At 38.5% G+C, this 25,366-nt stretch carries 16 protein-coding genes and 1 pseudogene; 12 read left to right on the top strand and 5 right to left on the bottom strand.

The features are described from left to right. The first annotated feature begins 38 nt into the window (after positions 1–38). Both FJG96_RS02295 and FJG96_RS02290 read left to right on the top strand, forming a co-directional pair. A complete protein-coding gene (locus FJG96_RS02295; protein WP_139412561.1) occupies positions 39–890 on the top strand; it encodes a YihY/virulence factor BrkB family protein in 852 nt (283 codons plus the stop codon). 34 nt (positions 891–924) lie between these two features. After that, the gene (locus FJG96_RS02290) at positions 925–1,401 is read left to right on the top strand and encodes a YaiI/YqxD family protein (protein WP_139412560.1); all 477 of its coding nucleotides are present in this window, start codon (positions 925–927) and stop codon (positions 1,399–1,401) included. A gap of 1 nt (position 1,402) precedes the next feature. On the opposite strand, the gene FJG96_RS02285 is transcribed toward FJG96_RS02290, so the two are convergent. Next, positions 1,403–2,095, bottom strand: coding sequence for a TlpA family protein disulfide reductase (locus tag FJG96_RS02285; RefSeq protein ID WP_139412559.1), 693 nt, complete (start codon positions 2,093–2,095; stop codon positions 1,403–1,405). Positions 2,096–2,128: 33 nt separating this feature from the next. On the opposite strand from FJG96_RS02285, the pseudogene FJG96_RS02280 reads away from it, so the two are divergent. From FJG96_RS02280 to FJG96_RS02260, 5 genes and pseudogenes are all read left to right on the top strand, one after another. Beyond that, positions 2,129–3,425 (top strand): annotated as a pseudogene (locus FJG96_RS02280) (argininosuccinate lyase). 74 nt (positions 3,426–3,499) lie between these two features. After that, complete coding sequence (lptM, locus tag FJG96_RS02275; protein WP_139412558.1) at positions 3,500–3,685, top strand: LPS translocon maturation chaperone LptM; 186 nt, start codon at positions 3,500–3,502, stop codon at positions 3,683–3,685. A 9-nt stretch (positions 3,686–3,694) separates the two neighbouring features. Further along, positions 3,695–4,969 carry a diaminopimelate decarboxylase gene (gene lysA, locus FJG96_RS02270; protein ID WP_139412557.1) on the top strand — a complete coding sequence of 425 codons (1,275 nt, stop codon included), beginning with the start codon at positions 3,695–3,697 and terminating at the stop codon, positions 4,967–4,969. A 107-nt stretch (positions 4,970–5,076) separates the two neighbouring features. Then, positions 5,077–7,503, top strand: a complete 2,427-nt coding sequence (locus FJG96_RS02265; protein ID WP_139412556.1) for a TIGR02302 family protein — start codon at positions 5,077–5,079, stop codon at positions 7,501–7,503. A 224-nt stretch (positions 7,504–7,727) separates the two neighbouring features. Then, complete coding sequence (locus FJG96_RS02260) at positions 7,728–8,498, top strand: class I SAM-dependent methyltransferase (RefSeq protein ID WP_139412555.1); 771 nt, start codon at positions 7,728–7,730, stop codon at positions 8,496–8,498. A 687-nt stretch (positions 8,499–9,185) separates the two neighbouring features. Here FJG96_RS02260 and FJG96_RS02255 read toward each other — a convergent pair. The 3 genes from FJG96_RS02255 to tsaD all read right to left on the bottom strand — a co-directional run bounded on the left by FJG96_RS02255 (position 9,186) and on the right by tsaD (position 12,542). Continuing rightward, on the bottom strand, positions 9,186–9,866 hold the full coding sequence (locus tag FJG96_RS02255) for a response regulator transcription factor (RefSeq protein ID WP_139412554.1): 681 nt from the start codon (positions 9,864–9,866) through the stop codon (positions 9,186–9,188). A 623-nt stretch (positions 9,867–10,489) separates the two neighbouring features. Further along, a complete protein-coding gene (locus FJG96_RS02250; protein ID WP_139412553.1) occupies positions 10,490–10,918 on the bottom strand; it encodes an EVE domain-containing protein in 429 nt (142 codons plus the stop codon). A gap of 529 nt (positions 10,919–11,447) precedes the next feature. Further along, on the bottom strand, positions 11,448–12,542 hold the full coding sequence (gene tsaD, locus FJG96_RS02245; protein WP_139412552.1) for a tRNA (adenosine(37)-N6)-threonylcarbamoyltransferase complex transferase subunit TsaD: 1,095 nt from the start codon (positions 12,540–12,542) through the stop codon (positions 11,448–11,450). A 386-nt stretch (positions 12,543–12,928) separates the two neighbouring features. Between tsaD and FJG96_RS02240 the strand changes: the two genes are divergently transcribed. The 4 genes from FJG96_RS02240 to FJG96_RS02225 all read left to right on the top strand — a co-directional run bounded on the left by FJG96_RS02240 (position 12,929) and on the right by FJG96_RS02225 (position 18,647). Next, positions 12,929–14,242 (top strand): COG4223 family protein, encoded by a 1,314-nt coding sequence (locus FJG96_RS02240; RefSeq protein ID WP_139412551.1) that lies wholly within the window; start codon positions 12,929–12,931, stop codon positions 14,240–14,242. A 12-nt stretch (positions 14,243–14,254) separates the two neighbouring features. After that, on the top strand, positions 14,255–15,817 hold the full coding sequence (locus tag FJG96_RS02235) for a heme biosynthesis protein HemY (protein WP_139412550.1): 1,563 nt from the start codon (positions 14,255–14,257) through the stop codon (positions 15,815–15,817). A 149-nt stretch (positions 15,818–15,966) separates the two neighbouring features. Further along, complete coding sequence (locus FJG96_RS02230; RefSeq protein WP_139412549.1) at positions 15,967–16,713, top strand: glutamine amidotransferase; 747 nt, start codon at positions 15,967–15,969, stop codon at positions 16,711–16,713. Between the two features lie 920 nt (positions 16,714–17,633). Then, positions 17,634–18,647 carry a DUF2125 domain-containing protein gene (locus tag FJG96_RS02225; protein ID WP_425456565.1) on the top strand — a complete coding sequence of 338 codons (1,014 nt, stop codon included), beginning with the start codon at positions 17,634–17,636 and terminating at the stop codon, positions 18,645–18,647. A gap of 975 nt (positions 18,648–19,622) precedes the next feature. Here FJG96_RS02225 and FJG96_RS02220 read toward each other — a convergent pair. Then, positions 19,623–24,332, bottom strand: a complete 4,710-nt coding sequence (locus FJG96_RS02220; protein ID WP_139412547.1) for an NAD-glutamate dehydrogenase — start codon at positions 24,330–24,332, stop codon at positions 19,623–19,625. A 274-nt stretch (positions 24,333–24,606) separates the two neighbouring features. Here FJG96_RS02220 and FJG96_RS02215 point away from each other — a divergent pair, with 274 nt between their 5' ends. After that, positions 24,607–25,263 (top strand): carbonic anhydrase, encoded by a 657-nt coding sequence (locus tag FJG96_RS02215; RefSeq protein ID WP_139412546.1) that lies wholly within the window; start codon positions 24,607–24,609, stop codon positions 25,261–25,263. Positions 25,264–25,366: the final 103 nt, after the last annotated feature.

Raw genomic sequence — 25,366 nt, 5'->3', positions numbered from 1 at the left:
ATAACTGAAAAAAGGATGTTACCAGAAAGTATTGAGGTTTGTTAAGAAATATCTTTTGGTATAGCTATCGTGTTTTTGGTGACGCAATAAGTCATTATTGGCGTGATAATGGAAGTGCTTTTGCAAGCCATGTTGCGCTGTCGGGTCTTTTAGCATTTTTCCCTTTTTTTATTTTTGGAACATCTTTTGCTCGTTTTCTCGGGGCTTTTACTTATACACCGCAAAAAATTAAAGCGCTGGTACAGTTATTGCCTGATGTCATTGCCGAGCCTTTATCTCAGGAAATTGTCAATGTTTTAACCCTTCATCAAGGAGGTGTGTTGACGCTTTCTGTTATTGGAGCGGCTTATTTTGCTTCTAATGGAATAGAGGCTTTGCGTACGGCTTTGAATAAAGCTTACCGTGTGACGGATCAACGGAGTTTGTTGTTTTGTCGTTTTCAAAGTTTGTTTTTTGTGATTCTTGGCGCTTTTGGTCTTGTTGTGATGAGCTTTTTATTGATTTTAGCGCCTTTGTTGATCAAAATTATGCAAAATCATTCTTTTTTTATGACTGAATATATTGGGATCATTCGTTTATGGCGTTATACAATTGCTGTTGTTATTTTATTTGTGAGTCTTTTGATTGTCCATAAATGGCTTCCAGCAGGGAAGCGGAAATTCATAGATATTTTACCAGGAATCGTGGTGACAATGTTTGTATGGTTTATGGCTTCTCTTGCTTTTGCGCAATATTTAACGATGTTTGATTATATTTCAACCTATGCGGGGTTAGCATCTATTATGGTTGCCATTATCTTTCTTTATATATTAAGTGCAATTTTTATTTTGGGGGGTGAAATAAACGCCGCAATCATGTTTTATCGCAATTATTGGCAATCGCCTCGATGAATGAAAAAATTGTAGATCCTATGAAAGCCAAAAGATGGGGAAAGAAATAAGACCAGCCATTACTTTATTGGTTGATGCGGATGCTTGTCCTGTAAAAGCTGAAATTTATCGTGTTATGAATCGTTATCAGCTTAAAACATTTATTGTCGCAAACCGTTTTCTTTCTCTTCCCCAAGAAGAACTCATTGAAAGAATCATTGTTTCTGATGGGCTTGATAGGGCTGATGATTGGATTGTCGATCATGTGCATGAGGCGAGTATCGTTATTACCAGTGATATCCTTTTAGCTGCAAGGGTTGTGCGGTCTGGGGGGCTTTGTCTTTCGCCAACGGGGCGTATTTTTGATGCCAATTCAATCGGTCAAGCTTTAGTCATGCGCAATTTGATGGAAAATTTGCGAGAGCAGGGGCATGTCACAGGAGGACCACGTCCTTTTTGTGGTAAAGATCGTTCTGCTTTTTTGTCAGCATTGGATTTGACAATCCAACGTTTAAAAAGACGCGGTTATTAAATTATTGTGCTTCTTTTATGACAGCTTTAATAAGTGCTTTGGCTTTATCATTGGCCCACGGCGCTGCCCCATTATAGGAAGCAATGAGATACCCCTTTTTATCAATGAGAAATGTGACGGGGAGTCCTAACGCAAGACCTTGTTTTCTCATGTCATTGAAGATACTCATGGTTTCATCGCGATAATAGACTAAATTATCAGCATGAATATCTTGTAAAAATTGCTGAATTTTTTCTACAGAAGCGGCTTTATCGATATTAATCGCTACGACATCAAAGTTTTCTCCACCCAATTCGCGTTTTAATTGCGCAAGTTCCGGCATTTCTGTGCGACAGGGTACGCACCAGATAGCCCATAGATTGATGAGTAACAGTTTTCCGTTAAATTCAGCGAATGTGTGGTCTTTTCCTTGAATATCCTTAAAAGAGAAGGTATTCATATCTAAGGGTGTATCCATAAATCGCATGTGAGCAAAAAAGCCTGTGGCGGCTTTTTGGATTGTCATCATTCTTTTGTCTTGTCTTTTTTCGGTCTTTTCTTTTGAAAGAGTGTTGGCAAAAAAAGAAACCGTCTTGTCATGATGATTTTTTATTGCGTATAAACTGACACCAACCAAAATAATAAAAAAAGATGCGATAAAGATTATCTTCTTTTTGTTTTTCTTCTTTTGGCTATTAACACTTTGAGGAATCATGATTTTATCCTTTTTATGGGTGTTTTTTTTAATATGATCGATGAGAAGGTAAAGAACCAAATGTGTGTGTGGTGGCTTATCGCAAAACTTGCTGTAGTTATGGAAGAAATTAACACCTTAATTGATATCGATCAAAAACTCTATCGGCAATATATTGAAGGTTTGCTCTCTTGCTGCGATATTAGCGCAAACAAAAATTATTTTACAGTCTGGTTATGAAAAAATTTCTTATAGTTTAGAAATTATTTTCAAAGAAATTAAAGAAGGTACATTTGTTTTTTCACGAACACTTGAAGATATTTCATATGAATATTAAAGCGGCGATTAAGCGTGTTGATTGGTCGTGGTGCTGGGCGTTTGCATATGGCACTTTCTCGCAATGATCAAATGGTTGTTGATTTTTGATTGTGTGTGCATGAAGCAGTGCAGAAAATAGCACAAGCCTTAAAGGCGTTTATAAAGCAATTGCTCGCTCTTGCAGAAAAACATGTTAAAACCTTTATGCCAAGCTTTACGTATTTATAATTGGTTCAACCCGTAATACGGGGTCATTAGAGGATGGCATATGTTGAAATGTTTGGTTGCGATTTATCGTGGATGTCTGATGCTTTTGAACGAATGAATGAATCGACTTTGGGGGCTGTGGTTTTGGCAGGATCATGTTTTTCGATTGATCGTGTTTTTGACCGTAGCTTTATATCGAAACTTTTAAATGCTGGTGTTCATTGTGCAATACATCTTTCGCGTTTAGCAGAAAAAATTATTCTTTGGTTAAGTGAGCAGTTTTGTTTTATTCGTTTGTCAGATATTTTTTCACCGTGTTCATCGATGATGCCAAAAAAGAGTAAACTTGTTGCAGCAAAGCTGGTAAGGGCAAAAACAGGTTGATTGAATGGTGCGCTTATGGGATTGTTAACGGTGATAAGAGGATTACCGTTTGCTTATTTAAAGGATATGCAAGAAGATAAAGAATATGTGTTTAATGGGGCTTTGAGTTTGGACTTATCATTGACAGCGATGAAAGGGATGATCGCTGATTTGGAAGTGAATAAGAAAGCCATGAAATAAGCAGTGAATTTAGGGTATGTAACAACTACAGATTTTGCTGATTGTCTTGTTTGGGAATTAGGGATTCCTTTTCATAAGGCACATCATATGGGAGAGTGTGTTCTAGCATTGGTAAAAAAACAGTATCGCCTTCAGGATTTATCATTAGATGAATTATCAATGCGACGCTTTTTGATGTTGTGACCATTGAAAAGTCTGTTGAAAATCGTAAAAGCTTTTGGGGGCAGTATCTTCAAAAGTTCTTTGGCAAATTGCATATTGAAAAAAGCGTCTTGTGAACACTTGAATGATTGTGCTTTAAAGGTAAAAAGAGATCGAGATGAAGAAAGAGGGCAGATGAAAATTATAGTAAAGGGGTTGGTGATTGTCCTTTTGGGGGGCTTGGGTGTCGTTGTCGCTGGGTGTGGGCGTAAAGGGTCATTAGAGATGCCTCCTGCCAGTGTGGAAAAGTCTGTGAAAGGGACATCTGCTGCTAAAAGTGAAGATGATCAACCTTTTATTCTTGATCGTTTGATAAAGTAGGAGGAGAATATGAATTTTTTCCCCTACCATCAAGGTATGCTTTATGCTGAAGGGTGTTCGCTTGCTGCTCTTGCCCAAGAGGTGGAGACGCCTTTTTATTGTTATTCGGCTAATGCATTGATCACACGTTTTAAGGACTATCAAAAGGCATTTCAAGGGATGCCCAGTTTGATTGCTTATGCGGTTAAAGCCAATTCTAATCAAGCAATTTTACGGCTTTTAGCGGCAAATGGGGCGGGCGCTGATGTGGTCTCAGAAGGTGAATTACGGCGCGCCCTTGCTGTTGGTATTCCGGCACATCGTATTGTTTATTCTGGTGTTGGTAAAACCGTGAGAGAAATAGATTTTGCTCTTTCTCAGAATATTTATTGTTTTAATGTTGAATCAGAACCGGAACTTGAACAATTGTCGCAACGTGCTGTTGCTTTGTCAAAGACAGCACGTGTTTCATTGCGCATTAATCCAGATGTTGACGCAAAGACTCATAAGAAAATTACAACAGGAAAATCTGAAAATAAGTTTGGTATTCCATTGGTGTTGGCAAGAGAAGCTTACAAAAAAGCTGCTTCTTTACCTGGATTGCAGATTTGCGGTATTGATATGCATATTGGCAGTCAGATTTGTGATTTAAAGCCATTTGAGGAGGCATTCCTTCTTATTGCAGATTGTGTGCGTCAATTGTGGAGTGATGGTTATGCAATAACGCATATCGATATTGGTGGTGGGCTTGGTATTGCCTATGGTTGTGAACAACATACTGTACCCTCTCCTTTTGATTATGCCGCGCTGGTAAAGAAGCATATTGCTCCTTTAGGGATTAATATTGTGGTGGAGCCGGGACGCAGTATTGTCGGTCAGGCTGGTGTGTTGGTAACCTCTGTTCTCTATTTAAAAAAGGGACAAGGACGCAATTTTGTTATTGTGGATGCGGCGATGAATGATCTGATGCGACCAACGCTTTATGATGCTTGGCAGAATGTCGTCCTTGTGAAACAAGCAGCAAAAGGTGCTCCTCTTATTCGTGCAGATATTGTGGGCTCCGTTTGTGAGACTGGTGATTATTTAGCATTAGATCGCTGTTTACCGATTTTGGCACCCGGTGATCTTTTGGCAATTACGCAGGCTGGGGCTTATGGTGCTGTGATGGCAAGTACTTATAATAGTCGACTTTTGATCCCTGAAGTTCTCGTGCAGGATACGCGTTATGCGGTTATTCGTCCACGCCTTGATTATGCGCAATTGATGGGATGTGATCGTATTCCTGATTGGATTGAGCATTCTTAAATGTTTCTGGTCTTATTTTTACTAAACTTTGATGAAACAATTTATTTTCTGGAAATTGTCTTATATGATCTTAATACATCACTGTAAAAGGGGAAAAATGCTTGTTTATGAAAAATAAAAACATCAAGAGCTTTGCAATAAAGCTTTTGTGTGTACGCATTTTGATGTGGGGGATCCTTTTATTTGAACGGGTATGGATACGGTTGTTGCCATTTCTCCTTGTTCTTAGTCTCTTTTGTTCGCTTAGCTGGCTGGGGATTTTTGGCGTTTTAGGCTATTGGTTCCATTGGCTCTTACTTGGGGTGCTGCTTGTTTGTGCTGGAGCGAGTTTATTTTTTCTTATTGGTTTTCGGTTTCCCACCATGCGGGACGTGGATCATCGTCTTGAACGGGTTAATGATCTTAAACACCAGCCTTTGAATATTCAGACAGATCATGTATGTTCTGAAAATGAAGAAGATTTTGGTGGTGTTATTTGGCGTGAGCATCAACGCCGAATGGCGGGGCAATTATACCATTTAAAAACTGGATTTATCTCTCTTAATAGTGCGGCTTATGATCCTTTGGCTTTGAGGGCTTTGTGTGTTCTCCTTTTTGTGTGTGCCTTTAGTTTTTCTTTCGGTTCACGTGGGGGGCGCTTGGCTGATGCTTTTGATTTTCGTCCTGTTGTTGATGAAAAATTCATACGGATTGATGCTTGGGTAACACCACCTGCCTATACCGGTGTGGCACCGATTTATTTGACAAAAGATGAAAAGACACAACTGGAAATTCCTGAAGGGAGTGATGTGGTTGTGCGTGTTGTTAATGGGGCTGGTGTTACAGTCAAAGCAAAAACTGTAGAAGATGGGCAGAAAGTTTTGTTTTCAGAGAAAACGGAACAAACAGCTTTCAATGAACCAATTGTTCATTTTGAAACCCATTTAGAGCATTCAATGAATTTGTTTATCTCATCACGTCGTAAAAAACAGCAGTGGCATTTACAGGTGATGAAGGATAAGCAACCAACAATTGATTGGTTGGAAAAACCAGGGCGGATTTTAACGGGGTCGTTAGAGTTGCGGTATGTGTTGGATGATGATTATGGTGTGACAAAGGCTTTTGTTAAAATAGAGCCTCTTTTTCAGAATAAAAGTGCTTCTTCTCTTTATCACGCACCAGAAATAAAGCTTCTTCTTCCACGGAGTGGAAAAGGTAAAATGCGGACAGTGCACGATGTCTCAGCGCATCCATGGGCGGGTTCACAAGTCAAAATTACTTTGGTGGCAGAAGATGGTGCAGGGCAAAAAGGGCGTAGCAAAACTTTTGTTATGATATTACCACAGCGTGTTTTCTCAAATCCTGTTGCGCGTGCGGTCAGTGAATTGCGTCGTTTACTTGCTCTTGATACTTCTGCGAGAGAGCATGTATTGGATATGCTCTCTGCTTTGCTGGTGCGTCCAGAAAAGGGACTTCAAAATGCAACACATTTTCTCGTTCTACAAAGTGCGTGGACAAGGCTTTCTTTGGCACAAACAGAAGAGGATTTGCGCGGTGTGGTGGATTATTTATGGCAGATTGCTTTAGGTCTTGAAGGCAATCAGCTTGAATCTGCACAAAAAAATTTAAAACAAGCACAAGCGGCTTTACGTGATGCGCTGCGATATGGTGCTCCAGCGGCAGAAATTGAACGGCTTATGGCAGATTTACGTCAAGCTATGGATGCGTATATTCAAGCTTTGGCTGAAAAAGCACCAGATGGTCAAGTTTCTAAAAATTCTAAAAGCTCAAAAAGTCCTAATCTTTCTGAAAATACATTACAAGAAAAGCTGAATCTCATTGAAGAAATGGCTAAAACAGGCTCTTCTTTAGCAGCAGAACAGCTCTTGGCGGAAATTGAACAGACGCTTGACCACTTGCATGTGCAAAAAGGCAATCATAATGAGGGAGAAAACAATCAATCTGCACAAATGAAAGAAAAGATGGACAAACTTGGTGATTTAATGCGTCGTCAGCAAGAAATTCTCAATGAAACACATCAGTTAGACATGAAACAAAAACGTGGGGAAAATGTACCGGAAAAACAAAAAAAATCTTTGAAAAAACGTCAGACTGAATTGCAGTCTGAATTATCAACATTAGAAAAAGAATTATCAGAACTGGGATTTGAAACAGGTGATGCATTGAAAAAAGCAGAAGAAGAAATGAATTCTGCAGGAGATGCTCTTGATCATGGAAATCATCAGGCATCTATACAAAATCAGTCTGATGCTTTGGAATCTTTGCGACAAGGTGCCCAAAGTGTTTTGAAAAAAATGCGTGAAATACTCAAAGAAACGGGAAATGATCAAAACGCTGATTCTGGTCCCAAAGATCCGTTAGGACGCCCACTTTCTCCAAAAACAGACGAAGGACAAAAAGGTGAGGCACTCCCACAAGAAAGTGATCAAATGCGTACGCGGCAAATTTTAGATGAAATTCGCAAACGTTTGGGCAAGGAACATATTCCAGAAGCAGACAAAAACTATCTTGAAAGGTTGCTTCATTTTAATTAACAAGTTGTTGGCTTTTTTCTTAATTGATGTCAGAAACAACGTATGAGAAAACTCTATGGCGTTCATCTCAAAAGAAAATGATTAAAGTGTTTATAGTGCAATAATCATCTATTGTACGGCTTTTGGGGATCATTTAAGTTTAAAATGTGAAATATTAAAATGTTCGCTATTGCGGAGAAAGCGTGGAAGTCCATATAGGTTGAGTAGATAAAAATTGTAATATTTTGAAATTTATTTCTACATGGTATGTTGAGTTGGATATCGTTACACTGAAAGATTTTTATGCTTCTGCACTTGGACTACGTGTACAAAAGACACTGTGTGACCAATTGAACTTATGGTGGCCAGATCTTGCGGATAAACGGGTTATGGGCTTGGGGTATACCCTTCCTTATCTTTCTGCATTGCGTGAACGTACTCAACAATGTTTTGCTTTTATGCCAGCAAGACAAGGTGCTTCATCTTGGCCTTGTGTTGAGCAAGTTGCTACAGCGCTTGTTTTTGAAGAAGATTTACCGCTTTCTGATGCATCGGTTGATTGTATTTTATTGGTCCATGCCTTAGAATATACAGAGAATTCATTGGAGACGTTGAATGAAATATGGCGTGTTTTAGCCCCCAATGGTCATTTAATTGTCATTGTTCCTAATCGTTCTGGCTTTTGGGCGCGCAATACGTCCACGCCCTTTGGTTACGGTGAACCCTATACTCGGCAACAAATTACGCGTTTGTTTGAAAAAACAAATTTTGTTTCTGGAGCTATACAAGAAATTGTTCATTATATGCCTTCTACAGGTTATGTTTCGCGATTTTTCTCATTTTTTTATGAGCCCTTTGCACGCCATCTTTTTCCCTATTTTGGTGGACTCCTAATGTGTCAGGCGCAAAAACGTATCTATCAGGGATTACTCGTACAACCTCGTCAATCGCGACGTGTTTTTATTCCTGCTTTATCCCCACAGACAAGAAATATTTTAATTTATAAGGATCATTAATCATTTTGCTATTGGCATAAGAACCACAAATATATGAGGCTTTTACTTATTGCAAATTTTCTGCATATTGAATCAAAAAAGAATTATTTGTTGTACACAAGCGGGTGGGCTATGTAGGTTAAAATTATATAAGAAAGAACATGCTTCTTATGAGCTTTATGGGCTGTCTCAAGGATTATAGGGCTGTCACAACATTTTAGAGCGGGCGATGGTGCTCGCTTACTTATAATGAATTATCCTGTCTTTTAAGAGGAGATAAGTAAGGGGATTGAAAAAATATAAAAATTATCTCTCAATGTAGGGCATAAATGTAAGGTAAAGCAGTATCTTCAAAAAATAATTATAAATATCAATATTCTAAAGAAGATACTTATGATAAAAAATGTTGCTAAAAGAGAGTACGATTGTTTTTATGAAAAATATTAAAATTTTTAAAGAAAGCAAAAGCATGTGAAGCAGATGTTGCTAAGTGTATTGTGAGGTTGAAAAGTATTTCTGTTGCGGGCTCTCATGTTGGAATATTTTCAGAATAGTTTTTTGTATTTTGTCATAAAAGTTGCTGATAGGGGAAAATTCTATACGGTACTACCGAAATTATATGTGAGCATTTTTTCATCTCGTTGTTGTCTTAATGCAGAGGAAGCAACTGAAGATACTAAAATTATTTTTGAAACAATCCATATCAAATTAGAGGTTTAAACGATACCCATTTTGATCGGTCATGAGAATTTGTGCATTGGAGGGATCATTTTCGATTTTTTGGCGTAAACGATAGATATGGGTTTCCAAAGTATGGGTGACAACGTTTTCATTATAACCCCAAACTTGTTCTAATAATGTTTCACGGCTGACAATTTTATCGTTAGCATAATAGAGGAATTTGAGAATCGCAGCTTCTTTTTCTGTGAGATAGATTTTATTGTTGCATGGATCAAGAAGGAGCTTTTGTCTTGGTTTAAAAGTATAGGGGCCAATATGGATGGTTGTGTCTTCATTTTGTTCATATTGGCGCAACTGTGCTCGAATTCGCGCTAATAACACCGCAAAGCGAAAGGGTTTTGTCACATAATCATTGGCCCCTGTTTCAAGATCTAAGATAGTCTCGCAGTCTGTATCATCATTTGTTATCATGATAATGGGCGCACGAAATCCTTGGGTACGTAATTGTTTAACAACTTTGCGACCATCCAGATCAGGAAGTTCAAGTCCCAAAATAGCAAGATTAATATTTTCTTCTTGGATTACTTTCATTCCTGCTTCAGCTGTTTTTGCTTGGAAAATTTCAAACTCTTGATGCATTTGCAATTGTTCTACCAAAATGGGACGTAGATCATCATCTTCAATGATTAAAAGAGTATGGTGCTTCATATTTTTCCTTATAGGCATGTTAAGGCACTGATTGATAAAGAGTAGTTTCATGAAAAATGAGCTTTCATGCAAGAAAAATTAAAAGAGGAAAGTTAAAAAAGAGAGTCTCTAAAAAATGAACCTTTTATGATTTCTATGGTTTTGTGCTAAAAAGAAGATGCATCTTTCGTGTGCAGAATATTTATACATGGTCTAGAAGCGTTTTTTATACTTTGGGGTTGTGTTTTTGTCATGGAGAGCCGCCATCTTTATACTTATAGAAAAAAAGCCGGCGTCATTATATATTTGAGCTTACTCCCAATGTTGCTTACCCTTGGTGTTTGAGATTCTTCATAAGAGGCATGTTTTTTATCTACGTTTAGTTTTTTCATCACATTTGTATGTGGAGGGAGCGGTTTAGTGCTCGTGGTGTTGTTCACTATAATTGTTGAGTATTCTGAAAGATGCATCATAAAGAGGGTGTTGGTGCAATTTGGGGAGGGTTGTATTGAGACAGGGTGCAGAATAAAAAATCACAAGAAACATTAGCATGAGAACACGTAAGGGATGTGTCATGCTTGTCCTTCTGTGCTATAAAGCACTTTTCCATATGAGTTGATGAATAAAAAATTATTATTTTAGGATCAAAGCATTTCCTTCTTAAGGTTGCCCATCAAACACACTTCTTTCCATTCATCTTCTGTTACGGGTTGTACTGATAAGCGGCTGGCATTGACCAGCACCATATTGGCTAGTTTGGGATTGGCTTTAATTTGTTTTAATGAAACAGGTGTTGGCATGTCATAAAGTGCGCGGATATCCACACATTCCCAGCGTGGATCAGAAGTTGTAGAATCGGGGTGTGCTTCAGCACATATTTCTACAATGCCTACAATTTCTAAACCTTTATTTGAGTGATAAAAAAAACCTTTATCACCATATTTCATGGCGCGCATATTATTACGGGCTTGATAATTGCGGACACCATCCCATTGTTCGCCATCCGCTCCTTTTTTCTTTTGCATCTCCCATGACCATTTATGGGGTTCAGATTTAAAAAGCCAATAAGCCATGCGTTCACCTTTTTCATAGACTGTTATGTATTTTTATAAGCATATTGGTAAAATCATCAATGATGATTTTTAAAATGGCGTAAAGAACGAGCATTCTCTGTTTTTCGGCTACGGTTTAAAACACGCTTACTGTGGAAGTATTGCGTTGGAAAAAGTTTAGCAAAAGAAAATTGGTTCTAAAAAGTGGCGACAATGGTCTTGAAACAAATGGGTGATCAAAGATGAAGAGGGTACAAGAATGGCTTCATATTATGCTGCGGTAGGGGGTAAGATGCGTCTTATGATGCCGTAAAATACTGTCATGTAAAATGTGGTGATATAAGACAGTTTCTTTGAAACATGAAGTGTTTTTAGAACTATGGGATGAATATTTAAGTTTGCGTATCAAGCTTTGGATTAAGTGAATCGTGTAAAATAAGAAGCAGATGAAAGCGTTTGCAGGTGGGAAATCGATTCAATAACTATCTAGATTACAAACCGGATTGAGTGAAAATCTTTGTTCTTTAAAAGGTGAGGGAAAGCCATTTTCTTATGCTTTTGTTCCACGGCGTCCTGTCCCGATTAAGGGGGAGGCTTTTTCATCTAAGGGCCAGCGTGAGCGAGGGGCGATATCAAGCGAGCTTGTTTCTCCACGTGCGAGCTTTTGTGCACCGGCAAAAGCAATCATGGCTGCATTATCCGTACACAAGGAAAGAGGAGGTGCGATAAATTCAAAACCATGTTGATGGGCAAGCTCTTGCAATGTCAAGCGAAGTGCTTGGTTTGCGGCAACCCCGCCTGCAACAACTAGAGCAGGGGAATGCTTTTCTTGATTATGAGAAAAAGGGTACTGGTTGGTAAAGTGTTGTAGAGCCAATTGAACGCGATCACGCACCGTATCAGTCACAGCGGCTTGAAAACTTGCTGCAATGTCAGCAACATCATTTTCTGTAAGAGGAGCTATGGCTGTTGCGGCTTGTCGAACAGCCGTTTTGAGGCCTGAAAAAGAAAAATCTAACCGTTTTTCACCTTTTAAAGGTCGTGGAAGAGGGATGCGATTTTTATCACCCAATAAAGCTGCTTTTTCAAGTGCTGGTCCACCAGGATAAGGAAGACCTAAAAGTTTTGCTGTTTTATCAAAGGCTTCTCCTAATGCATCATCAATGGTGGTTCCTAAACGCTGATAGTTGCCTACTCCATGAACAAGGATTGTTTGTGTATGCCCGCCCGAAACTAAAAGTAATAAATAAGGAAATTTGACATTGTGCGTTAATACAGCTGTTAAAGCATGTCCCTCTAAGTGATTTACGGCAATAAATGGTTTTCCAGTAGCAAGAGAGAGTGCCTTTGCGCTCATAACACCTACCAATAGCCCCCCTATCAAGCCTGGTCCACTGGTAGCTGCAATGCCATCAATATCTTTTAATTTTATGTTTGCTTCTGTGAGGGCTTGCAGAATTAAATGATCAAGAATTTCAACATGGGCACGCGCGGCAATTTCAGAAACAACACCGCCGTAAGGTGCATGATGATCAATTTGACTCCAAACAATATTGGAAAGAATTCGGCTGTTTGATTCATTGTTGTATTCAATGACAGCCGCTGCCGTTTCATCACAACTTGTTTCTATGCCCAACAGACGCATTTTAAACAAAACCTTATTTTGAAGTTTCTTTTCCACGTGCGTATCATGAACAGAAAAAGATGCAAAGTATTTCTCTTAAAAATTGATTTTTCTATGAAAGAATGAGTTTGTTTGGTACTTTTTTGAATTTTATGGCATTGTTGATCAAAAAATGAAGCTGTATTTTTGAGTATAAAATGCAGATGTGTTTTTAAAAACTTGTCTATTAAAGTTTATCATTGTAAATATTCTTGAGGAAAATGCGTTTTAGAAAATTTCTATAAAGCTCTACTCTTTATGAAAAGTGTGTAAAGCAAACAAGGATATTTGAGAAAAGCTTCATTTTTAAAACTTTTTTCATCTTATTATTTTATCATTAAAAGAAGTGTGCACAAAAAGTAACAAAAATGGTCGATTCTTCAAAACCAAAAGTTAAATCACATTATACTGGTACGCGTCGTAAGAAGCCAGTCATTGAACATGAAGCTGTTTCCCATGATTCAGAGGAAAAAATACAAAATTCTGTAGAATCTCATATCCAAGAAAAACAGAATATGCAAAATCAGGATCAAAGTACTTCTCGTACAACTTGGCTTTTGTTGCTCCTTTCAGGGGGGGTAGGGGGACTCATTGCTTTGGGAATTTTTGTGGGGCTTCAATGGGTGGGTTTGTTTTCTTCTCCTTTTGTGAAAAATTTTGCTGAAGGGGAAAAAGTCTTGCAGATTGCTGAAGCTGCAAAAGACAAAAGTGAAGAAACAAGAGAGCAATTGGGGCAAGTACTGCAAGAGATCGATGCATTAAAAACAGCGTTTTCTTCTGAGAAAAATTCCGTTGGAGGGGAAAAAGTTTTGCAGATTGCTGAAGCTGCAAAAAACACAAGTGAAGAAACAAGAGAACAATTGGGGCAGGTCCTTCAGGAGATCGATGCGTTAAAAACAGCATTTTCTTCTTTTTCATCACAACAGTTTCAAACAATCAAAAACGATGAACTCTTGCAAAAAGAAAGAAGAAAAGCTTTTGCGATTTTAGAGGAAAAAGTAAAAGCTCTTGAAGAGGCGGTACAAAATTTTGTTGGAGAGTCAAAAGAGATAGAAATGGCTTTGTCTATCGGGCAGAGCAATGCACATGATCTTGCTTCGTTAAAAAAACAGTTGGAAGCACTACAGCAAGAAATTATTGTTAAAAATAATGAAAAAAAAGAAATAAATACAGCACTTTTTACAGCAATAAGCTCGTTAAAAAATGCTGTAGAGCGGGGTGGATCTTATAATAATGAATTAAAGCTGTTAGAGCAATTATCACCTTCGATTGATGGACTTGATCTGTTGCAAAAGACAGCTACTGTAGGTCTTCCAAGTTCAGCACAACTTTCAGTTGATTTTGCGCGTGTTGCTGATGCAATTGTTGGTACAGAAAATATTGTTACGTCAGATGCTGGTTTTTTTGATCGAATTTTAGCGTGGATAAAAGGGCTTGTTGTTTCGCGACCCATTGGAAATGTTGAAGGGATGACGCTTGGGGCTATTACAGCACGCATGGAAGTTGCCATTCAAGCGGGTGATTATGAAAAGGCTTTGAGCGAATGGCAGACATTACCTCAAAATGCAAAAGATGTTTCAAAGGATTTTGTTCAGCAGCTTGAAAAACATATTGCTGTTCAACAATTGCTGCAGCAATTGTTGTTGTCTGTGCAACAAGGGTCTTTTAAGGCAACAAAGTAAAATAGGCTCCAGATGATACGTGTTTTTATTTATACTTTTGTTGTTTGTATCCTTGGGTTAGCTTTCGGGTGGGTTGCTAATCATAATGGTGTTTTTGTCCTCACATTTTTAAATTTCAGATTTTCTGCTTCATTGCTTACAGTATTAAGTGTGCTTACTTTGCTTTTTGTAACGCTGGTGCTTTTGTGGTGGTTATTCTCTTTCTTTTTTTCCATACCGAGTGCGCTTTCCAATTATTTTTATAAACGTCATCGAAAGCGCGGTTATGAAGCTCTCTCGAAGGGAATTCTCGCAGCTTTTGCTGGTGATGGTATGGTTGCGCAAAGAATGGAAGCACAGGTTGCTAAATATCTTGCGGGAAAACAAGAGCCATTGGTGAAACTCTTACAAGCGCAAACTTTGTCTTTACAAAATAACTCTGTTCGCGCCATCCGTCTTTTTGAGGAAATGAGAAAGGAAGATCCAACAAAAATAGTTGGACTTTACGGTTTGTTTCGTGAAGCGATGAAGAGTAAAGCTTATGAGGCAGCGCAACAATATGCAGAAGAGGCGCTGTCTTTATCGCCAGCACTTGTATGGGCGCATCAGGCGGTGCTTGATCGATTGGGTGCTGAGGGTAAATGGGATCGAGCACTTACTGTTTTTGAAAGAGCACAAAAAGCTCTTCCGCGTTCTGAGCGCGCGACTCCAGAGCGACAGCATATACAGGTTTTACTGTTAAGTGGGCAGGCTCTTCATCTGTTTGATACACATCCAGTACAAGCACGTGAAGCCATTTTGAAAGCTCATAAATTGGCGCCTGATTTTGTTCCAATAACAATTATAGCTGCTGATATTCTCTATAAATTAAACGAAACGCGTAAAGCGGATAAAATGATTATAGCCGCTTGGCAGAAAGAACCTCATCCTGATTTGGGAACCCTTTATCTTGAAAAAGAAGAAGGAGCTGTTGGGCGGTTAAAAAGGGCTAAGATACTTGCTTCTTATAATAAAGATGCATTTGAGTCGGTTTTTCTTATTGCCAAAGCTGCTTTGGATGCTGGTGAAACAACATTAGCAAGAGAGCAGGCACAAAAAGCATTGCAGTATCATCCACGGGAAAGTGTTTATTTATTATTGGCAGATATTGAAGAAGCACAGGGAAACAATCAAGGTGCTGTGCGGCAATGGCTTTCCTTAGCTCTTCGTGCTGAACGTGATCCAGTATGGATGTGTGAGGGGTCTATTTTTTCTTCTTGGTCAGCTGTTTCTCCAATCAGTGGACGGTTGGGTTGCTTTGAATGGAAAGCGCCTCCCCGTGTACCTTCTCTTACATTAGAGGCGGTCAATATTGTGCCAAACAGCCAAGATAAAAAGGACATTGTGGAAAAAACTGAAGGGGTTGAAGATAAGAAGCTTGAAAAATCAACACCTATAGACGATTCTTTTTTGCATAATATGCAGGTGGAAAAACAAGATATAAAAGAACAAGATGCAAAAACGTTTAGCCAAATTCATTTAAACGTTGATGATCCAGGGGTTAAAACAGAAGAAGAGGACACGTCTTTATCGAGGAAAAAATTTCGTTTATTTTAAATTGCATCAACAGGGTAATTGGAATGTTTTCTCAGAAGAAACAATGAATGTAGAAGAAAAAAATTTATCGTCAATCTTGTCCAATAAAATTATTCTCTTATGCTTTAAAAATGAAGTTTTGCTCGGTTTCAGAGGTGATTGATTAAAAAATGTTTTTAAATCAGAGATGTCTTGATAAAAAGCAAAAAAATAGCAAACCAAGGATTGCTGTCGTTATTCATCGGCGGTCTCCCTATACTGGTCGTTTGGGAAAATTTTTACAACAAAATGGTTTTGTTCTTGATGTTTATCGTCCTATTTTTGGGCAAAAACTCCCTGATACATTAGAACATTATGCCGGTGTTGTGATTTTAGGGGGACCAATGAGTGTGAATGACAGCGAAGCTTATATTGGTGAGGAAATTGATTGGATTTCGTTATCGTTAAAGGAAAATAGACCTTTTTTGGGTATTTGTCTGGGAGCACAAATGTTAGCGCGAAACTTAGGGGCACGCGTTGGTACAAGAAGTGATGGGACTGTTGAAGTGGGTTGGTATCCACTTGAAGTGACCCCACAAGGAAAGGAATTGATGAATTGGCCAGAAATGGTCTACCATTTTCATGATGAAGGTATTTATGATTTACCAAAAGAGGCAAAGCTTTTGGCAACAGGGCATACATATCCTACGCAAGCTTTCCGTTATGGAAAAAATGCATGGGGCTTGCAATTTCATGCTGAATTTACACGCGCTATGATGCGGCGTTTGTTGGTACGTTCAGCCCATAAATTGACTGAAAAAGGTGCTCAACCTGCTTGTGCACATTTAAAAGGGCGTTTAATCTATGATCAAGCTTTAAGCCAATGGTTTGAAGGTGCATTACGGCAGATCTTTTGTACACCGCCCGCACTGGTATGAGTCTGTGCTTTATATTCTTAATGGGCTCATGACCTTTACGTAAAACAGAACGTCATGTGGTTGCATCATTACGGGCTTGTTTTTAAAGAGACATTTCTCAAAGCGTACTCAAGCACATTTTACGGTGCTGACCATGAATAGTATAATAATAATAAAGCTCTCATGGAATAATATAAAATACATAGAGCAGCGCCATTTTTATGCTTGTGAAGGGGGTAGTCGGTAGCCATCACACATTCTGTCCGATCCAATATTGTGACATCCCTTGGCATTTCTCGACGATTCATGAAAAGGTATTTTTGTCCTTTCTTGTACCGTTTTTACCTCTACGTCAGCTTCGCTTTTGACGTGTAAGAAAATGGTTTTGATTAATTCAACCTAGAACAGGTTTGAAATGAGAGAATCTTACGATATTCGGGACTCTCGATTCAATATGCAAAACAGTAAGTTACTACTGTAAATCAATTTGTCATTGTCATTCTTGTTGTATTGTAAAATAATGTCGTTTAAGATTGAAGATAGACAGCGCATGTAAAACTTTACATATAAGGTATTTTTTGTTAGAAGGTGTAAAGGGTTTTCTTAAGACATTCTTGCTTCTTGAGCGCGTGAGGTGCTGTACTTTAGGATGGAGGATTATAACCTCCATAACGTGGTCAGTAGATAAAATCCAATAGATTAAGAAGCTGGATTGTTTATAGATTGGTGAATGTTTAAGAAACTTTATCCTTTTTAGGGTGGGGTGAAAATCAAAAGATAAAGAAAGTTTTAAAGTTGTCTACGTCCTCTCAAATACCATCATCACAAAAAAGTTTTTCTTTGCGCTATTTATTATGTGGGCTGTTTTGTCTTGCTCTGATCCTCATTTATAGCGCTTTCTGGTTTTTTTTTCACGTAAAATAGAAAATTATGTTTCTGATATATCCGCAAAAGCATCTTCCGATAATAGGGTGGCCGTGTGTGAGAATGTGCGCAAGAATGGTTATCCTTTACGGATTGGTGTTGTTTGTGACAAGTTTCAATTTTCTTGGCCTTTATATGGGGTTTCTTTATCGACGGGGCGTTTGACAGCTGGTGCACCAATTTATGCACCTCATTTGGTCGAATTTAATGTTGATTCTCCTGCATCAATTGTTTTTTCTGGGAAAACTTCCATCGTATCCCATTGGCGTAAGTTGATGATTGAAACAGAACCTTATTGGAAAACGGGTCAGACATTGAAGGTTGTCGCTGAAGGGCTTGAACTTTCTCCTCTTTCCTCTTTTCTTGAGGATCAAAAGCTTCAAGAAGCATTGGGATCAAAAGCGACAGACAAAAAAATAACACAACAAAATGTTGAAGATCAGCTATCATCACAAGATAGTCCTGATGGGGTTTCCCAGCCATTAGATCCCAAAAATGTCTCTCAAAAAATAACGACAGAATTTTTGCGTCTTGATCTTAAACATGAAAAGAAGCATTTCTCAGGAAATATCATTTTTGATGGTTTTGATGTTTCTCCAGTTTTTACATCTTCTTTTGTTGAAGTTCCAAAAATCGATGGAAATTTGAAATGGATTTTAAATGATATCTCTCTTTTATCTGAAAATGAAGGGAAAAATTGGAAACAGCATTTGTATGGGAAAAATGGCATTTTAAAGCATGCTAAATTGGCTTTTCATACAGGTGGTGGGGTGCATATTAGTGGACCTTTTTCTTTTGATGATGAAGGATATTTGTCAGCAACATTTGAAATTGTTTGTATACAGCACGTGAAGTTTCTTGAGGCTTTGCAACATCTGTTTCCTGAAGAAACGGATAATTTTCAAGCGCTACTTTTTATTTTGAGTACACTGCCTAAAAATGCAGATGGTTCTCCCATTCTTTCCTTAACTATTAGTCATGGGTGGGTCAAACTGGGATTTTTAGAACTTGGTCGTCTTGCTCCACTTTAGATTTGAGAAGAAATGAGTAAGAGCGTCTGTATGGATAGGTATTGCTTTATAAAAAGTGTTCACTGTCTTATATGTTGAATGAGAGTCTTGAAGATTGTAAGGCTTTCTCATTTCAATCTTGTTCATATTGAATCAAACAAAATCCGTCCTCCTTGTATGTTGTGAATGGCAAAGTCATGTGGATCACTTGCTTAAGAAAGGGCTAAAAATGCCTCTTATGAACCGTCTCAATGGTTTAAAGGTATCGCAGCATATTAGGGGTTAGAAAAATATGTGATGGTGCCGGCTTACTTTTTCATGAGTATAAAAGATGATGGTGTTCAGTGGATTTACTATTATATCATTCACGAGCGCTGGCACAAAATGGACGTGCTTTGAGAAATGTCGCTTTAAAACACACCAATAAATATGCGATGCAGTGTATTTTATTTGGGGCGCTTTGTTTTATGTGAAAGTCGTAACTTTCTTAAAGAACGTGTTAAACAAAAGCGTGAGGCAATCAAAAATCGCCATTATTTTAAAAGACATCGCTCTAAATTCTTTTGAAATCCGTAAAGCTAAATTAAAAAATTATGGTAAGAATGGGAACAGATTTATACCTTTAAAACTCCATGTTTTCCCTAAATGAGATTGTCTATCGTTTTAGAGATTACACAAACTGAGATACGCAATTTCTCCGCTCCAATTTAGTATATAAAAGCTGAGACAGATCATAAAGTACTGAATCTTCTTAATATTTGTCTCAAACATGCTGCTTTTAAATCTGAAAGTTAGATGTTTTTACGTTGAGAAATCAATTGTTAAAATCCATTCCTGTTGTCGTTTTGAAATTGTTATAAGTAATTCTGTTGTGATAAAGAGCGGGATTTTTATTTTGGGTGCTGCATCTCAAAACAAAAACTCCCGCTTCATCTTTGCTGGTTTTATCTGGTGGGATGGAACGGGAGTTTTTAACTGGGGCGTTTTATATTCATGTTAAGTTTGAAAGCCGGTATTTTGCAGTTGAGAAATCAACCCTGCTGCAAAAGTAAAACGAGAAATATTGAGATCATTTTCAATAAGGGCACTAATGCGGTTTGTAAGATTGTGAATATGATCTTCGTTTGTTTTTTTCCAAGTGGCAAAAGGATCCTCTTTTTTTCCATAATTTTTGAGAATTTTAATGACGATTTGCCGTAGGCTTTCGGAAATACTTTCTTTGGCTTGGCTTAAAGCCATACTGTCATAATAATCTACTACAGGAATAATACGACTTGCTTCGTTAATTCGGTTGATACGAATGATTTGCGCAAGTGAGAAATAGATCTCTGCAGTTTTAATAAGATCGCTGTTGCTTTGTTTTGCAATTAAAGAAATATCACAGATGGTTGGAGCAGCTTCCAAGAGAGCCAGTTGTTTTGCTAATGCTTTTGGAGCCCCTTCTTCACTGTAGTGTCGTGCTTTTTCTTCAATCTTTTGCTTAATATCGTTATCTTGAGAATGCATAAGCTCTTTTTCGATAACATTACGGGCTTGTTTTATTGTTTTTACAATTTCTTCTAATGGATGTGAGAGATCCATGTTGTGTAACCCCCAATTTGTTGTTTCAAAGAGCATTGGGGTCATTGCTGCGTAGAGTTTGTTTTGGACAAGACCGGGTACTTTATTATCAAGCTTATCAATTTGATCAGACAGTTGAGGAATTTCAAAACCATCACGGATGGCAATGAAAACACGAATAATATTTTCAGTCTTTTGTTCTGTTGCATCGTGGAGTTGCTTAACAAAAGTCGGACCTCCACGATTGACAATATCGTTGGCAATCAGCGTTGCAATAATATTACGACGCAATTGATGGTTAATAACTTCCTTTTCAAAATTTTCTTGAATTTGGGTTGGAAAATAATTCAGCAAGGCTCTGTTGAAATAGGGATCATCAACAATGGGGCTATGAGCAATTTCTTCTTTGAGCGTTAATTTAGCATAGGCAAAAATAACGGCGAGTTCTGGACGGATAAGACCTTTTCCTTGAGTTATTCTTTGCCGTAAAACTTGCTCATCAGGGAGTACTTCAACTCTGCGATCTAAAAGCTTTTTTTGTTCCAAATCGTGCATAAAGCGTATTTGATAGGGTAAATCAGCAGTGCTTTGGCTTTCTGCTAAAGAAAGAGCAAGGGGTTGTAGATAATTGTTGCGCAAGACGAGTTGTTCGACTTGAGGAGTCATTTTTTTCAAGAGTTTATTACGTTCTTCGCGGGTGAGCGTTTTAGCACGAAGTGCTGATGCAAGAACAATTTTGAGATTGACTTCAATATCAGAACAATTCACACCGGCTGAATTGTCAATGGCATCCGTATTGCAGCGACCACCATTTGAGACATATTCAATCCGTCCACGCTGCGTAACACCAAGATTAGCCCCTTCACCAATAATTTTTGCACGCACTTGTTCTCCGGTAATGCGTATTGCATCATTTGCACGATCACCTACTTGGGCATCACTTTCTGTTGTGGCGCGGATGTAAGTCCCAATGCCACCAAACCATAAAAGATCAACAGGGGCTTTGAGAAGAGCAGAGATAATTTCAAAGGGGGTTCCTGTTTGTTTTTCGAAACCAATGGCCTCTGCTGCTTCAGGGGAGAGCGTAATGGTTTTTTCTTTGCGTGAGAAGATACCGCCGCCCTTTGATAATTTGCTTTGGTCGTAATCCTGCCAGCTTGAGCGAGGTAGTTTGAAGAGACGCGCACGCTCTGCATAGCTTTCCTCTATGTTTGGATTTGGATCAATAAAGATATCGCGGTGATCAAAAGCGGCAATCAATTTTGTTTGTTTGGAAAGGAGCATTCCATTGCCAAAGACATCACCAGACATGTCGCCAACACCAACACAGGTGAAGGGCGTTGTTTGAATATCCTGATTAAAGGATTCTCGGAAATGTCTTTTAACGGCTTCCCATGCACCTTTCGCTGTAATTCCAATTTCTTTGTGGTCATAACCTGCTGAGCCGCCAGAGGCAAAAGCATCATCGAGCCAAAAATGGTTTGCTTGGCTGATGGCGTTGGCTGTATCAGAAAAGGTTGCTGTTCCTTTGTCGGCTGCAACAACAAAATAGGGATCAGGGTCATCATGACAGATGACATTGTGGGGCGCAGTTATTTTGCCGTGAATGAGATTGTCTGTGATGGAGAGTAAAGCTGTTATAAAGTCCGTATAAGCTTGTCGCGCTGCTTCTATGATGACAGCACGATCACTTGTTTGAGGAAGGCGATGGGGATAGAATCCACCTTTTGCCCCTGCAGGAACGATAACGGCATTTTTAACTTGTTGAGCTTTGACTAAGTTCAGCACTTCAGTGCGATAATCGAGTGCGCGGTCAGACCAACGAATGCCACCACGAGCGATAGGTCCAAAACGCAAATGGACTCCTTCAACTTCTGGTCCATAAACAAAAATTTCTCGATAAGGGCGTGGTTCAGGCAAACCTTCAATTTGGCGTGGATTTAATTTGGTGGCTAAAATACGCCGTGGACTGCCATCGCTAAGAGGTGTAAAGGCATTTGTTCGTAAACTCGCATCGATAAGATTACTATACCGGCGTAAGATAAGATCATCATCTAAACCAGAAACTTTCTGCAATTGTTCTTCAATGCGCTTTTGAATAACCTGGTGGTTTTTTGCTCGTTCTTTTTCTGTATGACTTTGATGAAACTTTAAATGAAATAAAGCATAAAGCTCTTTGGTAATGTCAGGATAAGCATTTAAAGTTTGGGCGACGCGGTCTTGCGAGTAAGGAATTCCAGCTTGTTGGAGATAGCGCCCGTAATGGCGCAGAATAACAATTTCATGCCAATCAAGCTCGGCTGTTTGGGTGAGGGCATTAAAGGCATCATTATCAGCATTTTGTGCCCAAATGGCTTCAAAAGTTTCGGCAAGTTTTTGACCGTCTTTTTCAAAATCGAGACTGAGCTGGAAAGTACTCTCTAATTGCATATCATGAAGATATACAGATTGCCCGTTGCCATCTGGTAATTCAAGGGTTTGTTCAGCAATAACACGAAATCCCATATTTTCAAGCAGTGGGACACGTTTGGAAAGAGCAAGAGCTTCATGGCGGTGAAAGAGACGAAGAGAAATGTTCTGTTTTTCTTTGTTTTGCGCGTGATAAAAGGTCACGAAAAGGGGGTTATCATCATGAAGACTGAGAATATGTCCGGCGTCTTTAATGGCATCTTCTGTTGAGAATAAATCACGATAACTGTTGGGAAATTCACTGGCTAAACGGGTTTGTGGTTCTGTTGTTTTATGGGCAAGAGCGATGGCTTGAACACTATCTTCCCAACTTCGTGCGATTGAACGAACATGTTGTTCAAGTGTGGTGCGCTCGTGAAATGGAACAGTTTCGCTTACTTTGCGATGGATAATATAATAGACACGGATAAGAGTGCTTTCCAAAAATAGCGGATAGGATTCAAAAAAGTCGCCTTTGTAAAGTTCAACAAAATGTTCGCCAACTTTTTCACGGAGGCTGCTGCTGTAATGGTCACGGGGTACATAGACAAGGATAGAAACAAAGCGTCCAAAAGAATCAGTGTGGACAAGCACGCGCAAACGTGGACGTTCGTCTAATTGCAGAATAAGTTTAGCATGTTCTGTTAGTGTATCAACATCAACGCGAAACATCTCATCTCTTGGATAGGTTTCTAAAACACTGATAAGGGCTTTTCCTGAATAATCAGCGTGATTATGTCCAAGGCGTTGAATGATGGTTTGAGCTTTTTCTTTTAAGAAAGGAATTTGCAAAATAGAGCGCGTATAAGCTGAAGAGGTAAAAAGCCCTACAATGCGTAATTCTCCACAGAGCTGGTCTGCTTTATCAAAGATTTTAAGACCAATATAATCGAGCCAAACGGAACGGTGAATTTTGGAGCGGCTGTTCGCTTTTGTCACAATGAACAGGTTATCACTTTCCATAAAGGATAAGACTTCCTGGGGTGGCTCTTTCATACTTTCATCGTCAACAATATGAATAGAAGCATCCGCGAGTATACCAAGTTCGACGTTACTCGCTGTAAAAGATTTTATAGGTTTTTGATCTTTGATGAAGTTGTAAGTGCGCATGCCAAGGAAGATGAAATTATCATCTGTGAGCCAGTGAAGAAATTCAATAGCCTTTTCGCCTTCTTGTTTATAATGTGAGGGAAGGCTTGTTTGGTAGGCATGAATATGCTTTTCAACTTCTTCAAGCATAGGTTTCCAGTCTCGCACAGCAGCATTAACCTGCTCAAGAACTAAGGTGAGTTCATGTTCAAGTTTTTGGATCTGCTGTTTGTTTAAAGACTCGATGTGAATTTGCATCAGACTGATGCGTTTTCCAGAAGTACAATCAAGAATAGGGTGTGCAATCAAATAAATATGGTTTTTGTGTTGATTGACGAGATTTAAAATAGAATCGAGAAGAAAGGGTTTGTTATCATTGACAAGGGTGATAACAGTTATAGGTTTGTTGTTGCGGGTTAAATTTTGTTCAAAGCAGATAGTATTTTTTCCTGCCTGATGGAGATTAAAAGCTTTTACTGCGATGGCTGCGGCTTTTTGAAGTTCTTTATTTTCGTAATAAGCAATATCTTCTTTATCAGTTTGAGCAAAAAGGATTTTTTCTATTTGGTCGGGTGTGTTTTTTGTTTCTATTGTTTTTTGTTGTAACACATCTATTCTCCCTTTTTTGCTCTTAGAGGTCTTTTCTTGTCTTCACATTAGAAGACCATTATATCTTTTTGTACTGTAACATTTTCTTCTTAAAGAAAATAGCTCTTTATTTGAAAAGAATGACTTTGTTTTTGCTCTTTTTTAGTAATAATTTGCGCTTTAAAGAAATATTTTGCATTAACAGAAGGGACTTTTTAGTATTTTTGTATGGTAATAGTTTGTTTTTCTAAATATACGAAATGAAAGTAAAGAGAGAATTAGAAGTAAAGAGAGAATGACCCGTTTACCAGAAAGACTTTTAAGAGGTTACCAAAACTTTATTAATAATCATTTTTTATATAAAACAGCAGATTATCAGCAATTGGCAATTGAGGGGCAGAAACCTGAAGTTTTGGTTATTGCTTGTTGTGATTCGCGTGCTGTCCCAGAAATGATTTTTGATGCTAAACCAGGGGAAATTTTCACCCTGCGCAACGTGGCAAATGTGGTTCCTCCTTTTTCTCCTGATAATCAATATCATGCGACATCAGCAGCTCTTGAATATGCCGTACAATTGCTCGAGGTCAAACATATTGTTGTTTTTGGGCATGCCCATTGTGGAGGGGTTCTTACGGCTCTTAAGGAGACGTGTAAATCTTTATCGTCAAATGATTTTATTGGCCAATGGATTAGTCTTTTAGCGCCAGCCGCAGAAATTGTTCTGAATAATAAGTCACTGTCGTGGCCGGAAAAACAAACGGCTTTAGAGCAGCTTTCTATTCGTCATTCGTTGAGAAATTTAGAGACGTTTCCATGGATAAAGTTTCGAAAAGATCAAGGTATTTTAACATTGCATGGGGTTTGGTTTGATATCTCTAGCGGAAAATTGTGGAATATGGAAAAGGAAACAGGGTGTTTTATGTGTGTTGAAGTTGAAAGTTTTGAAGTGTAATATTTGTTGTTTTTATTTCTTCATATAAAGACATTTTATGATAAAACTTGACAAAGCTGGGGTTTTATTGTTTGAAGGAGCAAGCTTTCAGTGACAAAATTAA

The sequence above is a fragment of the Bartonella mastomydis genome (assembly GCF_900185775.1).
Classification (GTDB): domain Bacteria; phylum Pseudomonadota; class Alphaproteobacteria; order Rhizobiales; family Rhizobiaceae; genus Bartonella; species Bartonella elizabethae.
The sequence above is the reverse complement of the archived record's forward strand: the minus strand, read 5'-3'. Positions and strand labels throughout refer to the sequence as shown.